The organism is Bradyrhizobium sp. USDA 4353 (assembly GCF_054063215.1).
The window spans coordinates 7,131,887-7,146,215 of the sequence record NZ_JBSSGB010000001.1 but is presented as its reverse complement, the minus strand read 5'-3'; the positions used below and the strand labels follow the sequence as shown (position 1 = coordinate 7,146,215).

General features: G+C 65.2%; 13 protein-coding genes. 8 read left to right on the top strand and 5 right to left on the bottom strand.

From position 1 onward, the window contains the following. The first annotated feature begins 26 nt into the window (after positions 1-26). The 3 genes from ribB to ACVILH_RS32130 all read left to right on the top strand — a co-directional run bounded on the left by ribB (position 27) and on the right by ACVILH_RS32130 (position 3,487). Positions 27-1,103, top strand: a complete 1,077-nt coding sequence (gene ribB, locus ACVILH_RS32140; protein WP_456716477.1) for a 3,4-dihydroxy-2-butanone-4-phosphate synthase — start codon at positions 27-29, stop codon at positions 1,101-1,103. A gap of 64 nt (positions 1,104-1,167) precedes the next feature. After that, entirely contained in the window at positions 1,168-2,382 is a 1,215-nt protein-coding gene (locus ACVILH_RS32135) for an acyl-CoA dehydrogenase (RefSeq protein WP_006609424.1), read from the top strand. A 190-nt stretch (positions 2,383-2,572) separates the two neighbouring features. After that, positions 2,573-3,487, top strand: a complete 915-nt coding sequence (locus tag ACVILH_RS32130) for an MBL fold metallo-hydrolase (RefSeq protein ID WP_456716476.1) — start codon at positions 2,573-2,575, stop codon at positions 3,485-3,487. A gap of 63 nt (positions 3,488-3,550) precedes the next feature. Here ACVILH_RS32130 and ACVILH_RS32125 read toward each other — a convergent pair whose 3' ends face one another. Together ACVILH_RS32125 and ACVILH_RS32120 are read right to left on the bottom strand one after the other, a co-directional pair. Further along, positions 3,551-4,417, bottom strand: coding sequence for a DUF1499 domain-containing protein (locus ACVILH_RS32125; protein WP_456716475.1), 867 nt, complete (start codon positions 4,415-4,417; stop codon positions 3,551-3,553). A gap of 213 nt (positions 4,418-4,630) precedes the next feature. Next, entirely contained in the window at positions 4,631-6,259 is a 1,629-nt protein-coding gene (locus tag ACVILH_RS32120; protein WP_456716474.1) for a fatty-acid--CoA ligase, read from the bottom strand. Positions 6,260-6,385: 126 nt separating this feature from the next. On the opposite strand from ACVILH_RS32120, the gene ACVILH_RS32115 reads away from it, so the two are divergent. Next, entirely contained in the window at positions 6,386-7,531 is a 1,146-nt protein-coding gene (locus ACVILH_RS32115) for an extensin family protein (RefSeq protein WP_456716473.1), read from the top strand. Between the two features lie 158 nt (positions 7,532-7,689). Here the strand turns inward: ACVILH_RS32115 and ACVILH_RS32110 are convergent, their stop codons facing one another. After that, the gene (locus tag ACVILH_RS32110; RefSeq protein WP_456716472.1) at positions 7,690-8,370 is read right to left on the bottom strand and encodes a L,D-transpeptidase; all 681 of its coding nucleotides are present in this window, start codon (positions 8,368-8,370) and stop codon (positions 7,690-7,692) included. 332 nt (positions 8,371-8,702) lie between these two features. Between ACVILH_RS32110 and ACVILH_RS32105 the strand changes: the two genes are divergently transcribed. After that, entirely contained in the window at positions 8,703-9,680 is a 978-nt protein-coding gene (locus ACVILH_RS32105) for a magnesium transporter CorA family protein (RefSeq protein WP_456716471.1), read from the top strand. A gap of 394 nt (positions 9,681-10,074) precedes the next feature. Then, positions 10,075-10,311, top strand: a complete 237-nt coding sequence (locus ACVILH_RS32100; RefSeq protein ID WP_257165865.1) for a hypothetical protein — start codon at positions 10,075-10,077, stop codon at positions 10,309-10,311. Between the two features lie 444 nt (positions 10,312-10,755). On the opposite strand, the gene ACVILH_RS32095 is transcribed toward ACVILH_RS32100, so the two are convergent. After that, complete coding sequence (locus ACVILH_RS32095; protein ID WP_456716470.1) at positions 10,756-11,508, bottom strand: SDR family NAD(P)-dependent oxidoreductase; 753 nt, start codon at positions 11,506-11,508, stop codon at positions 10,756-10,758. 137 nt (positions 11,509-11,645) lie between these two features. Beyond that, positions 11,646-12,296: a pyridoxamine 5'-phosphate oxidase gene (gene pdxH, locus ACVILH_RS32090; protein WP_456716469.1), complete on the bottom strand. Its 651-nt coding sequence runs from the start codon at positions 12,294-12,296 to the stop codon at positions 11,646-11,648. A gap of 125 nt (positions 12,297-12,421) precedes the next feature. On the opposite strand from pdxH, the gene ACVILH_RS32085 reads away from it, so the two are divergent. Next, positions 12,422-12,826, top strand: a complete 405-nt coding sequence (locus tag ACVILH_RS32085) for an RT0821/Lpp0805 family surface protein (protein WP_456716468.1) — start codon at positions 12,422-12,424, stop codon at positions 12,824-12,826. Positions 12,827-12,938: 112 nt separating this feature from the next. Continuing rightward, positions 12,939-13,901 (top strand): DnaJ C-terminal domain-containing protein, encoded by a 963-nt coding sequence (locus tag ACVILH_RS32080; RefSeq protein WP_456716467.1) that lies wholly within the window; start codon positions 12,939-12,941, stop codon positions 13,899-13,901. Positions 13,902-14,329 lie beyond the last annotated feature (428 nt).

The window sequence follows — 14,329 nt, the reverse complement described above, 5'->3', positions numbered from 1 at the left end:
CCCGGAAAAAGCAGCGAGATTTTGCAATGGCCGACTCGATCCAGGACGTTCTGCACGCCTTCGCCAAGGGCGAGATGGTCGTCGTGACCGACGATGACGATCGCGAGGGCGAGGGCGATCTGATCGTTGCGGCCTCGCTGTGCACGCCCGATAAGATGGCGTTCATCATCCGCCACACCTCCGGCATCGTCTGCGCGCCGATCACGGCGGATGACGCGCGGCGGCTGCGGCTCGACCCGATGGTCGCGCACAACGACTCCAACCACACGACGGCCTTCACGGTCTCGATCGACTACAAGCCGGACGGCGGCACCGGCATCTCCGCCGAGGAGCGCGCCTCCTGCTGCCGGGCGCTCGCAAATCCCAATGCCGGCGCCAGCGACTTCGCGCGTCCCGGCCATATCTTCCCGCTGATCGCGCGCGACGGCGGCGTGCTGCTGCGCTCGGGCCACACCGAGGCGGCGGTCGATCTCTGCAAGCTCTCGGGGCTGCCGCCGGTCGGCGTCATCTCGGAGTTGATGAACGACGACGGCACGGTGATGAAGGGCGAGCAGGTCGTGCGCTTCGCCGCCGCGCATAATCTCAAGCACGTCACGATCGCCGACCTGATCTCGTATCGGCAGGCGCGCGAGAAGCTGATCGAGCGCGTCTCGATGTTCACGACCGAGAGCCCGATCGGCCCATTGCAGGGTTACGCCTATCGCTCACCGTTCGATCCGATCACCCACGCCGCCTTCGTCTACAATGGCATCGGCGACGGCCGGAACGTGCTGACCCGGCTGCACAAGCCCAACATCGTGAAGGATCTGATTGCGGGTCCGCAGCGTATTCAAGCGGTGCTGCAGCACTTCAAGAATGCTGGCCGAGGCGTGCTGATCTATCTGCGGGATGGCGCTGCCGGTGTTCCGGTTGAGCCCGTCACGGAGCCGCATACCGCGGAGGCCGATCGCCATCGCCAGTGGCGCGAGGTCGGCGTGGGCGCGCAGATCCTGCGTGATCTCGGCGTGACGTCGATCCGGAACCTGACCTCGTCGGTCCATGATTACAAAGGACTGTCGGGTTTCGGCATCGAGATCGTCGCCAATGAGCGGCTTGAAGGCTGAACTCCCGGGATTTAACCTCTAGAAGGCTGTGCTCCGTGCGCAGCAAGACGCGAAAGGACCATTCATGAGCGCGCGCCCTCAGGCAAAGGACAAGCCGGCCCAGTCGAGCTTCCAGTGGGACGATCCCTTCCTGCTGGACGAGCAGCTGACCGAAGACGAGCGCATGGTGCGTGACACCGCGCGCGCCTATGCCCAGGACAAGCTGCTGCCGCGCGTCGCCAAGGCCTATCTCGAGGAGAAGACCGATCGCGAGATCTTCAACGAGATGGGCGAGCTCGGCCTGATCGGCATCACGCTGCCGGAGGAATATGGTTGCGCCAATGCGAGCTACGTCGCCTATGGCCTCGTCGCACGCGAGATCGAGCGGGTCGATTCCGGCTACCGCTCGATGAACTCGGTGCAGTCGTCGCTGGTGATGTATCCGATCTACGCCTATGGCGACGAGAACCAGCGCAAGAAATATCTCCCGAAGCTCGCCAGCGGAGAATGGGTCGGCTGCTTCGGCTTGACCGAGCCGGACGCCGGCTCCGATCCGGCCGGAATGAAGACGCGCGCGGAAAAGGTTGCCGACGGCTATCGCCTGACCGGCAGCAAGATGTGGATCTCCAACGCGCCGATCGCCGATGTGTTCGTGGTGTGGGCCAAGTCGGCCGCGCATGACAACCAGATCCGCGGCTTCATCCTCGAGAAGGGCATGAAGGGCCTGTCGGCGCCGAAGATCGGCGGCAAGCTCTCCTTGCGCGCCTCGATCACCGGCGAGGTCGTGATGGACGGCGTGGTGGTGCCGGAAGACGCGCTGCTGCCCAACGTGTCCGGCCTGAAGGGCCCGTTCGGCTGCCTCAACCGCGCCCGCTACGGCATCTCCTGGGGCGTGCTCGGCGCCGCCGAGGATTGCATGCATCGCGCCCGCCAGTACACGCTCGACCGCAAGCAGTTCGGCAAGCCGCTCGCCGCCACCCAGCTGGTGCAGAAGAAGCTCGCCGACATGGAGACCGAGATCGCGCTCGGCCTGCAGGGCTCGCTTCGAGTCGGCCGGCTGATGGACGAGGGCAAGATGGCCCCGGAGATGATCTCGATCGTCAAGCGCAACAATTGCGGCAAGGCGCTCGACATCGCCCGGGTCGCTCGCGACATGCACGGCGGCAACGGCATCCAGATCGAGTATCACGTGATGCGTCACGCGGCCAATCTCGAGACGGTCAACACCTATGAGGGCGCGCACGACGTCCACGCGCTGATCCTCGGCCGCGCCATCACCGGCATCCAGGCGTTCTTCTAGTTCGGCTGGTCGTTCTCGGACACGGGTCTTGAGTTCTCAACTGTCATCGTCCGCGACAGCGGACGATCCAGTACGCCGAGACGACAGTGATCAGCCGAGACGTCTCGGCGTACTGGATGCCCCGCCTTCGCGGGGCATGACGGCGGAGGAAGCGGGCCGTTCACGTGCCCGTGGAAAGTAAGGGCAGCAGATGGCCGAGGACGACGTCCCCTTCAACCGCAACTTCCCGCTTGCCGCGGGCGTCGTTGATGAAGTGCGTCCGGGCATCCGCCGCGTCCTCTGCAACAATCCGAGCCCGTTCACCTTCACCGGCACCGTCAGCTACATCGTCGGCAAAGGGAACGTCGCGATCATCGATCCCGGCCCGGACAACGAGGCGCATGCGCAGGCGCTGCTCGATGCTGTCAGGGGTGAGACGGTGACGCATATCATCGTCACCCATACCCACCGCGACCACTCGCCGAACACAGGACGGCTCAAGGCTGCAACCGGCGCCACGGTCTATGCGGAAGGCCCGCATCGCGCGTCGCGGCCGCGCTACGAGAGCGAGAAGCACAACCCGGAGTCCGGCGTCGATCGCGACTTCATGCCTGACGTCACCGTTGCCGACGGCGGCGTGATCGAAGGGCAGGGCTGGCAGCTCGAAGCGGTCGCGACGCCCGGGCACACCGCCAACCATCTCGCCTTCGCCTGGGGCGAGCGCAGCACGACCTTCGTCGGCGATCACGTGATGGGCTGGGCGACCTCGATCGTGGCGCCGCCCGACGGATCGATGGTCGACTACATGGCCTCGCTGGAGCGCCTCGCCGCGCGGCCGGAGGAATTGTATTTCTCAGGTCACGGCCCCGAAATTCCCGAAGGCCCGCGCTACACGCGCTTCCTGATGCGGCACCGCCAGGCGCGCGAGGCCTCGATTCTGCATCGCCTCGCCAAGGGCGAGGCCGATATCCCGACCATGGTGCGCGCGATCTATATCGGCATCGATCCGCGGCTCACCACGGCGGCCGGTTATTCGGTGCTCGCGCATCTGGAAGATCTGGTTGCCCGCGGCATCGTCGCGACGGAAGGCGATCCGGTGATCGGCGGGACTTATCGGTTGGTGTAAGCGAATGGCGAATAGGGAGTAGCGAGTAGGCTATTCGCTACTCCCCATTCGCTACTCGCCCTCTTACTTCTTCACCGTCTTTGCGTTCGCATTGCCCTTCGCGGCCACCGGCGGCGGCGTGACCTTCTTGACCGGCTTCTGCGCCTCGGCCTCGCCGGCGTTCGAGAGATCCTCGATCAGCTTGGCCACCCGCGCGGCGTTGCTGCCGAGATCGGAATCGAAATAGCGCGAGGCGGAGCGGACATCGATGCGGGAATCCTCGCCGTCAGGCTGGATGCGGATCGAGATGTCCTCGCGGAAGCCCATGATCGGCGTGCGGGCGACGGCCTCGATGTGGCCGATCCGGCGCGGCGGCTGCGGCGCGCGCTCGTCGACCACGAACCATTTGCGCCGGTTGACCAGCTTCAGCGCGATCGCATAGGCGCGATCCGGCGGCAGCTCGATCTGCACCGGCTCGATGTCCGGATAGAACTTCTGCTGCTGCTCGGCCGAATACAGCCCGGCATAGACGGCGGTGTTGGTGCCGTCGCCGTTGCGCAGCGCGGCCAGCGCCTCGAACCGCGGCGGATCGATCGGGTCTGTCGTGATGTCGTAGATCTTCGGCAGCTTGCGGTATTGGAGCGCGAGATAGGCCGGGTAGGCCAGCACCACGGCGTCGATCACGAATGCGAGCAGCACCCGGCTCATGCCGCGGCTGCCATTGCGCCAGATCGCGACGAAGGCGGCGAGCCCGAGCAGAATCGACAGCACGGCGAGGCCCAGGGCGCCGAAGAACGTCGCGAGCGCCGGCTTCATCTCCAGGAAGTCGAAGCGCAGGATCAGGATCGAGACCAGCACGGCGACGACCGAGAACACCGCGAGGTTGCGGGTCCATGTCGCGAGGCTCGAGGTCGGCTCCGACAGATAGGGGGCGTGAAACCTGCGGGCCATCGTGTCAGGAGCTGCCGGGTTGGACCATCACGGGCGATGGCCGTCGCCATCTGAGAGACCATGCTGAAGATGCAAATTCAAGGCCTTTGCCGGCATCCTCAGGGTTCATGAACGAGATGACACATCTCAAAGGCGCGGCGCGCGGCGGATCGAGACGGAAACGGCCCCGCCATCTCTGGAGGGGCCGTTCGGATCGCAGTCCTATGCTGCCTGTCAGGCCGCTGCGTTCGGGAAGCGATACGCCTTGAACTGGTCGCGCAGCGCCGTCTTGAGGATCTTGCCGGTCGCGGTGTGCGGAATGCCGTCGACGAAGGCGACGTCGTCGGGCATCCACCACTTGGCGATCTTGCCTTCCATGTATTTCAGGATGTCCTCGCGCGTCGCGCTCTGGCCCTGCTTGAGCTGCACGATCAGAAGCGGCCGCTCATCCCACTTCGGATGGTAGACGCCGATGACGGCAGCCTCCGCGACGGCGGGATGGCCGACCGCGAGGTTCTCCAGATCGATCGACGAGATCCATTCGCCGCCGGACTTGATGACGTCCTTGGAGCGGTCGGTAATGCGCATGAAGCCATGGGCATCGATGGTGGCGACGTCGCCGGTGTCGAAGAAGCCCTCCTCGTCGAGGATCTTGTTGTCGACTTTGTAGTAGGCCTTCGACACCGCAGGACCGGACACCTTGAGCCGGCCGAACGTCTTGCCGTCCCATGGCAGCTCGCTGCCGGCATCGTCGGTGATCTTCATCTCGACGCCGAATGGCGGGAAGCCCTGGGTCTGCAGGATGTCGAGCTTGGCGTCGCCCTCGGCGCCGAGGAACGGCGGCTTCAAGGTCGCGAGCGTGCCGATCGGGCTCATCTCGGTCATGCCCCAGGCGTGGCGCACGCCGATGCCCATGTCGAGGAACGCCTGGATCATCGAGCGCGGCATCGCCGAGCCGCCGCACACCACCATCTTCAGATGCGGCAGCGTCAGCTTATGCGCCTGCATGTGCTGCAGCAGCATCAGCCACACCGTCGGCACGCCGGCGGTGTAGGTCACCTTCTCGGTGTCGAGCAGCTCGTACACCGATGCGCCGTCGAGCTTCGGGCCGGGCATCACCAGCTTGGTGCCCATCGAGGGCGCGGAGAATGCGATGCCCCAGCTGTTGGCATGGAACAGCGGAACCACCGGAAGCATTGTGTCTGCGGCCGAGGTGCCGAGCGAATCCCTGGAATTGGCCATCAACGCATGCAGCACGTTGGACCGATGCGAATACAACACGCCCTTGGGATCGCCCGTGGTGCCAGAGGTGTAGCACATCGCCGCTGCGGTGTTCTCGTCGAAGGTCCCCCATTTGAAATCGCCGTCGGCCTCGCCGATCCACGACTCATAGGCGACCGCGTTCTTCAGCGTCGTCTCCGGCATGTGCGCGGCGTCGGTGAGCACCACGTAGCGCTCGACGCTCGGCAGCTTGTCGGCGAGCTTCTCCAGCAGCGGCACGAAGGTCAGATCGGTGATGACGATGCGATCCTGGGCGTGATTGATGATCCAGCCGATCTGCTCGGGGAACAGCCGCGGATTGACCGTGTGACAGATCGCGCCGATTCCCATAATGCCGTACCACACCTCGAGATGGCGGCCGGTATTCCAGGCGATGGTGGCGACGCGGTCGCCGAGCTTGATGCCGTCGCGCGACAGCTTCTGTGACACCTTGAGCGCGCGGTCGTGGATTTGCCGATAGGTGGTGCGAACGATGGGGCCTTCGACCGAGCGCGTCACGACCTCCTGGGAGCCGTGGATCGTCGCTGCATGCTCGATGATCCGGTGGCAAAGCAGGGGCCAGTCTTGCATCAATCCAAGCATCAGGTCGTTCCTCCGGTGGGTTTCGCTTTAGGCAGCGAGGGTCTTTTGGTCGGTTTTGTGAATTTTAGCGCGCGCCACAGCAAGCGCAAATGGGCTTGTCGCGGCCAAACCGTCGCGCCCGGCGCGATGGTTAGCGTGGCTGCCGCGACGCTCGCATTGAGCTGCCTCATGGCCGCTGCGCCGGCTGCGGCGCGGTCGCGCGATGGCGGACAGGCGCACGCGCATGGCGCTACCGCATCGGCCGTGCGGCGCGATCATCCTGTCGTACCGTTGCCGCTGCCGCGGCCAGAGACAGCGCCGCTGCGCGCCGGTGCCAAGGCGAACGCGCCGGCCGATTCGGCTGACGGGGCCGGCAAACCGGCCAATGCTGAGAAGGAGGCGCGCGAGCCCGGCAAGGAGCCGAGCGAGACCAATCGTGAAGCCAATCGCGAGGCGAAGGCCCCGCCTGCGCCGCAGCCTTCCGCCTGCCGGCAAGCGCTGACCGAGGAGATCGCGATCGCGCCGTCGATCCCGCCGATCAAGGGCCCCGGCGCCTGCGGCGGCGATGATCTGGTGCGGCTGGAGGCCGTGGTGCTGCCGGACAAGCGGCGGGTGGCGCTGACGCCGGCGGCGACCATGCGCTGCACGATGGCCACCGCGGTGGCGAACTGGGTCCGCAGCGATCTGGTCCCGATCGCCGCCCGGCTCGGCAGCCCGCTCGCTGCGCTCGACAATTACGATTCGTACCAATGCCGTGGCCGCAACAACATCGCGGGCGCGCAGATGTCGGAGCATGGCCGCGCCAATGCGCTGGATGTGCGCGGCTTCAAGCTCGCCGACGGCCGCATGATCGAACTCACCGATCGCACCCAGCCGCGCGACCTGCGCGAGACCGTGCTGCATTCCGTGTGCACGTATTTCACGACCGTGCTGGGTCCCGATTCGGATTGGTATCACGAGGATCACATCCACCTCGATCTCGCCGAGCGGCGCAGCAACTACCGCATCTGCCAGTGGGACGTGCTCGATCCCATGCCCAAGGTCGCGCCGCTGATGCCGGCGGTGCGGCCGGATGATGCGCCGCCGCGGGAGACGGCGGAGGCCAATGGGGCAGGAAAGGGCGAGAAGGCCCCGACCGGCTCATCCAGTGCGGCGGAGACGGACAAGCATAACGCCGAGCCGGCCCCCAGCGATGCGGCCGAGGCTGACGAGACGGAGCCTGCGCCGCCCGCACCGGCGTCGCCGCCAGCCCACTCCAAGAACGGCAAGAAGAAGCACAAGAGCCGATCCTGAGCGTGCAGATCGGCCCTCGATCGCCCGCGAGATCGCTTGATGGGCGGACGGCGGGCGCTTTCAGCAAAGCTGCAAAACAAAAAGGCGCCGGATGACCGGCGCCTTTGAAAGGATGCTAAACGCGTTTCTCGGCTTTTGATCTCGTCTGTCGGCGACGCTTACTGCATCGCCGCGTAGGTGCCGCCGCCCTGCAGGGCCATCTGCGGCTTGTAGGGCGAATCGCCCTTCTTCGGGTCCAGCACGACGACGATGGTGCCGACCTTGACCCGGTTATAGAGATCGATCGCATCCTCGTTGGTCAGGCGGATGCAGCCCGAGGATATCGAGGCGCCGATATATTCCGGCTGGTTGGTGCCGTGGATGCGGAACAGCGTGTCCTTGCCGTTGGCATAGAGGTACATCGCGCGCGAGCCCATCGGATTGTCCGGGCCCGCAGCCACGAAGGTCGGCACGCCCAGGCGCTCGATCTCGCTCTTGGTCGGATGCCAGGCCGGCCACTCGGTCATGGCGCCGACCTTGGCGATGCCGGACCAGGCCATGGCCTCTTCGCCGACGGTGATGCCGTAGCGGATCGCCTTGCCGTTATCGAGCACGTAATAGAGGTAGTGGGCGTCGGAATCGACGACGATGGAGCCCGGGGCTTCCTTGCGGTGATAGTCGACGATCGCGCGGCGATATGGCTCGGCCACCGGGGTGTTGGTGTAGCGGATCTTCGCGAGAAGCTCCTTGTCCTTCGGCTTGAAAGCCTGGGTGTTGGTCGCCTCATAGGTCGTGGCCTGCATGCAGCCCGACAGCATCAGGCCGGCGGCCAGGAGTCCGAGTTTCACCTTCAGCGACATCTCACCAATTCCAATTGATAGCTGACGTTGCAATGCCGCGGTCATACCACTGCATCGCGATTCCGGATGTCCCATTATCGTCAAAATCCATCTCGATTCCAGCCGATACACGCACAAGTCACGCTGCAGCGCCGTGATTGTTGCTTTTTTGTCGCAAGAATCCGGCCGGCCATCCACAGCTGTGCTCCGAATGGCACGGTCGCACCGTTTCAGGCCTATGGCTGCGTGATCGAAAAATGCCGATGGACCGTACCGGCAAGCTGCGTCACAAGGCGGCAGCACCCCGCCGGTAAATCCGCCGAAAACCACGTCTCGCGATTCGGAGCTTCTCTATGTTCTCGGTGTTCGTCCCGTCGGAATCCTCGCTCAAGAAGGCGGCCGTCACCGATCCCGCAGCGCTGCCGGAGAATGCGGTCTGGGTCGACCTGGTCAACCCGAGTAGCGCCGAGGATCGGGCGGTCGAGCAACTGGCCGGGATTGCGGTGCCGACGCGCGAGGACATGCAGGAGATCGAAATCTCCAGCCGGCTCTACATCGAGAACGGCGCGCGCTACATGACCGCGACGCTGATGTGTCACTCCGACACCGACATGCCCAGGACCACGGCCGTGACCTTCATCCTCACCGGCCACCGCCTGGTGACGGTGCGCTACGATCAGCCGCGGCCGTTCGCGGTGGTGGAGGCCAAGCTCGCTCGCAGCTGCGCGCCGGGGATCACCGGCGAGATGGTGCTGATGGAGCTGCTCGACGCCGTGATCGACCGCTGCGCGGACATCCTGGAGCGGGTGGGCGCCGATATCGACCAGGTCAGCCACGAGATCTTCGAGCCGAACAATGAGCGGCACGGCCACGCCAAGCAGTATTCGCAGATCCTGATCGCGATCGGCCGCAAGGGCGACCTAACCTCGAAGGTGCGGGAAAGCCTCGTCTCGATCGGCCGCCTCGTCACCTTCCTCTCGGCGGTCGTCGAAGGCGTGAAGTGGTCGAAGGACATGCGCGAGCAGCTCAAGACCATGCAGCGCGACGTCGCTTCGCTGACGGACCACGCGTCCTATCTCGCCGGCAAGATCACCTTCGTGCTCGATGCGATGCTCGGCGTCGTCAATCTCGAGCAGAACAACATCATCAAGCTGTTCTCGGTGATGGCGGTGGTGCTGATGCCGCCGACCTTGATCGCATCGATCTACGGCATGAACTTCAAGGCGATGCCGGAGCTCGAATGGGCCCATGGCTATCCGATGGCGCTGGTGCTGATGCTGATCTGCGCGATCGTGCCGTACTACATCTTCAAGCTCAAGAAGTGGCTGTAGCAGGAGCTGTATCGACGCAACGGCGGATGAAGCACTTGTCTCGGTGAGAGAGCGGCAACATGTCGGCGAGCGCGCCGACAGCGCTTCGCTGTTAGCAGCTCAGGACATGTTCGCTCATCGAAATCCCGGTCGCTGGTATGGCGCTATGCACTTCAGCCGACACACATGGCATGCGGCAAGACATGTCTGGAAATAGTTGTTAGGTCTGCCGCAACGCCGCTGCAAAGGCGCCTCAATTCCTCAGGTAAAATTTGACGGGAACGCTGAACGTTTGATCGAAACTTCTCTGCGATAAGTCAGCACGTAGGCATGACCGACAACGGGCGCTTCGGTGCTTGGCATGCAAGGCGAAGCTGGAGGGTGCGTTGATCGTGCCCGGGGCGAAGAGGCGGCAATGGTTGAGAAACGCATAACGGCATCGAACAACGTGGTCGAGCTCGCCAGCTATCAGCGCGGCCGCGCCGGCACCGTCGTGGCCCATGCGCTGTCGCCCCGGACCTGCAGCTATTGCGGTGCAGAGCTGGAGGACGACGAGCGCGAGGACGATTGCTCCAGCGCGCTCAACGTCGAAACCGACCGCCTGCGCTGGCGCGCGGCGCAGATCCTGCGTGGCCTGGTGTGCGAAGGCTGAACCGGCGTTCTTTTTGTAGGCTTACAATCCTGGAATTTTGCCCAGCCGCCTGCGCCACACCAAACTGTCGTCCCGGCGAAAGCCGGGACCCATAACCACAGGCCGGCGTAACGGCCGAGCGGGCTGCGACTAAGCCCTCCGTTCCTCACATCCGCTGCGGCGTATGGGTCCCGGCTTTCGCCGGGACGACGGCGGAGTGCGGGGCGAGCGTCTTGGCGAACCCTAACAACTCGAAACCCGAGCTTCCGTCAGCCTCGTTCAGCGCATCCAGCAGCGCTCGGTTCGCATACTGTTAGTTTGTGCGCGCGACCCCTTGGCATCAATCTGCAGACGGCGTTAATCCCGCCTTGGCGCGAGGCCCGGACGACTCGTCGAACGGCGCAAGTCGGCGTGAACCAATCCGCGGAGACGGCACGGTGTCCTCTTGCCGCTGGCGATCGCCCCTCAGACGTGCTGGCCGCCGTTGATGTGGATCTCGGCGCCGTTCACATAGGAGCTGGTCTCGCTGCACAGCACGTAGATGATCTTGGCGACCTCGTCGGGCGTGCCGAGGCGCTGCATCGGGATCTGCTCCTGCACGATCTTCTCGGTGCCCGGCGACAGGATCGAGGTGTCGATCTCGCCTGGCGCGATCGAGTTGACGCGCACGCCGACGCGACCGAAATCCGAGGCCATCTCGCGGGTCAGCGCGGCGAGCGCCGCCTTCGACGTCGCATAGGCCGCGCCGGCAAACGGGTGCACGCGCGAGCCGGCGATGGAGGTCACGTTGACGACGGAGCCCTTGGCCGCCTTGAGCTCGTTGATCAGGCCGCGCGCCATCATGATCGGCGCGAAGAAGTTGACGCGGAAGACGTGATTCCAGGTGTCGAGATCGGTGTCGACCGTGCCGAGCCGCGCGCCGCCCGGGCCCTTTGGCGAGATCGCCGCATTGTTCACCAGCGCATGCAGCTCGCCGCCGTCCATGCGCTGCTTGACCTCCTCGATCCCCCGCAACGTGTCCTTGGGATCGGCAAGATCGACCTGGATGTGATCCTCAGGGCCTGCGCCCCACGGGCACTCCTCGGGGAAGGGATGCCGCGAGCAGGTGATGACGCGCCAGCCGGCGGAGGAGAATCGGATCACGGTGGCATGACCGATGCCGCGGCTGGCGCCGGTCAGCAGCATCGTGCGCCGCGGCTGGTTGGAGGAGGTCGGCATGATGAGAAATCTCTCCCGATCCACGAGGGATCAGCTTACCACAAGGGTTGCATGTGCGGTGCGCGTTTCATGCGCACCGATGTCGAGCGTCGCCGAGCGGCGCGTTGACGACGAGGCCGAGCAGGCCTGACCGTCGCTTACGGATACATCCGCACCTTGCTCCACGGCTGGCCGACGGCCTCGCGGCGGAATTCGATCCGGTCGTGCAGCCGGAACGGCCGGTCGTGCCAGAACTCCATGCGCACGGGCGTGATGCGCCAGCCGCTCCATCCCGGCGGCCGCGGCACCTCGCCGATGATGTATTGCGCGGCGACCTTGGCGATTGCCTGCTCGAAGGCGAAGCGGCTCTCCAGCGGCTGCGACTGCTTGCTCGCCCAGGCGCCGAGCTGCGCCTGCTTCGGCCGGGTCGCGAAATAGGCGTCGGCCTCTTCGTCGGTCACCGGCGTCACCAGGCCGCGGATGCGCACTTGCCGGCGCAGCGACTTCCAGTGAAACAGCAGCGCGGCCTTCGGATTGGCGGCAAGCTCCTGGCCCTTCTGGCTGGCCTTGTGGCTGTAGAACACGAAGCCGTCGGCGTCGTAGCCCTTCATCAGCACCATGCGCACATCCGGCAGCCCGTCCGCGTCCACGGTCGAGAGCGCCATCGCGTTCGGATCGTTCGGCTCGCTCTTGGTGGCCTCGGCGAACCACTCGGCAAACAGCGCAAACGGCTCGCCGGCCTGGGTGAAATCAGCCGATGTACCGGATGTTAAGGTTGTCTGGTGTTTGATGCTCGTGGGGTCGGTCATGTCTTTGGGGAGTCCGAGTTTTGCGTTCACCCGCGGCCAAGCGCGTGCAAGTCGAGTCTGGTCCGGCCCTATATAGGGCATCGGTCCGGCTTGGCCTATCCGCGATCGGTCATGCCGGCACCGCTTTGACACTCATTCTAATCGGCCTGTCCGGTGGCGGCTGCAGCCTGTCGCGGCCGGAGACGGCATTCGCCAAGATGGAGGATGCGGAGATCACCGGCACGATCAGCCCGCCGCCCGAGCGCGAGCCGACCGAGGCCGATCTCGCCTTCGCCCGCAACGCCGCCTCCGACGTGCTCACCAAGGGCACCAAGGATTCCAGCCAGCCCTGGCAGAATCCGCAGACCGGCGCCCGCGGCTCGGTGACGCCGATCGCACAGTCCTACACGGCTGAAAACGGCCGCACTTGCCGGGATTTCCTGGCGAGCTACGTCAACGGCAAGACCGAGCGGTGGCTGCAGGGCTCGGCCTGCCGGATCGAGCGGGGACGCTGGGACATCCACACGCTCAAACCCTGGCAGCAAAGCTGACGGGATCGCACCGGAACCCGTTGCAAAAATACAACGGACTCCCCAGATGAAATGCAAAGCGGGCGGGGAGCCCATAGGTTAGTATCTGACTTTCTGTAAGGAGACGTGACGGATGCGCGACCCCTATGAGGTCTTGGGGGTGCCGCGAAGCGCTAGCGCTGCGGCCATCAAGAGCGCCTATCGCAAGCTCGCCAAGAAGCATCATCCCGACAGCAACAAGGATGACCCGAAGGCATCGGCCAGGTTTGCCGAGATCAATTCGGCCAACGAGATCCTGGGCGACGAGGAGAAGCGGAAGCAGTTCGATCGCGGGGAGATCGACGCCGAAGGCAAGCCGCGCTTCCAGGGCTTCCCTGGCGGCGGCGCCGGCCGGGCTGGTCCCGGCGGCGGCTTCGAGAGCTACAGCTTCCGCACCGGCGGCGGGCCGGGCGGCGGCTTCGGCGGAGGCGGCGGCTTCGAGGACATTCTCAACAGCATGTTCGGCGGCGCGGCCCGTGGCGGACGCGGCGGCGGTAGCCCGTTCGAGTTCGATACCGGCGGCGTCGGCGTCGATCTCGACCTGAAGGTCGCGATGTCGGTGACGCTCGAGGAGTCCGTCAAGGGCGGCGAGAAGCGCGTCCGCCTACCGTCCGGCAAGGAGCTCAACGTCAAGGTTCCGCCCGGCGTCACCGCCGGCCAGCAGATCCGGCTGAAGGGGCAGGGCGAGAGCGCGCCCGGGCATCGCCCCGGCGACCTGCTGATCACGATCCAGATCGCGCCGCATCCGTTCTTCAAGGTCGAGGGCAGCGACGTCAGGCTCGATTTGCCGATCACGCTGTACGAAGCGGTGCTCGGCGCCAAGGTGCGCGCGCCGACGCTCGGCAGCGCCGTGGAGCTATCGATCCCGAAGAACACCTCCAGCGGACGGACTTTCCGGCTGAAGGGCAAGGGCCTGCCGAAGAGCGACGGCTCGGCTGGCGACCTGTTCATCACGACGAAGATCGTGCTGCCCGACGGCAACGACGCCGAGCTCGAAGCGCTGATGACGAAGTGGCGCGACAAGCATCCCTACAATCCGCGCAGCAATCTTTCGTAACACGATTGTCGGCTGCAAAACCTCTCCCCGCCCTTCGGGGACAGGCTGGATTGCACCACCCGTGCCGTTGCCCCTCACCCCAGCCCTCTCCCCGTGAAGAACGGGGCGAGGGAGCGCACCTTCGCTTGTGACGCATCGCGGCTTCTAAAAGCGTTGGCGGTTTCGAGGAGCGCTGGAGGTGGTGTGAGTGAGCACATTGTCGCGCGAGCGATCTCGGCGCGCGCGGTGCAACCTCTCCCCGCCCTTCGCGGGGAGAGGTCGGATGGCGCAGCCATCCGGGTGAGGGGCATGGCACATAGGCAACCCGGAGCGCGGGTCTATCGGACTCACGCCGTGCGTGGACCTGAGCGCCAACGCAAGCGTTGCCCATCGTCAACGAGAACGAGAAAAAAGTGCGGCCTCGAAAGGGGGACCAGCGCGGTACAAAA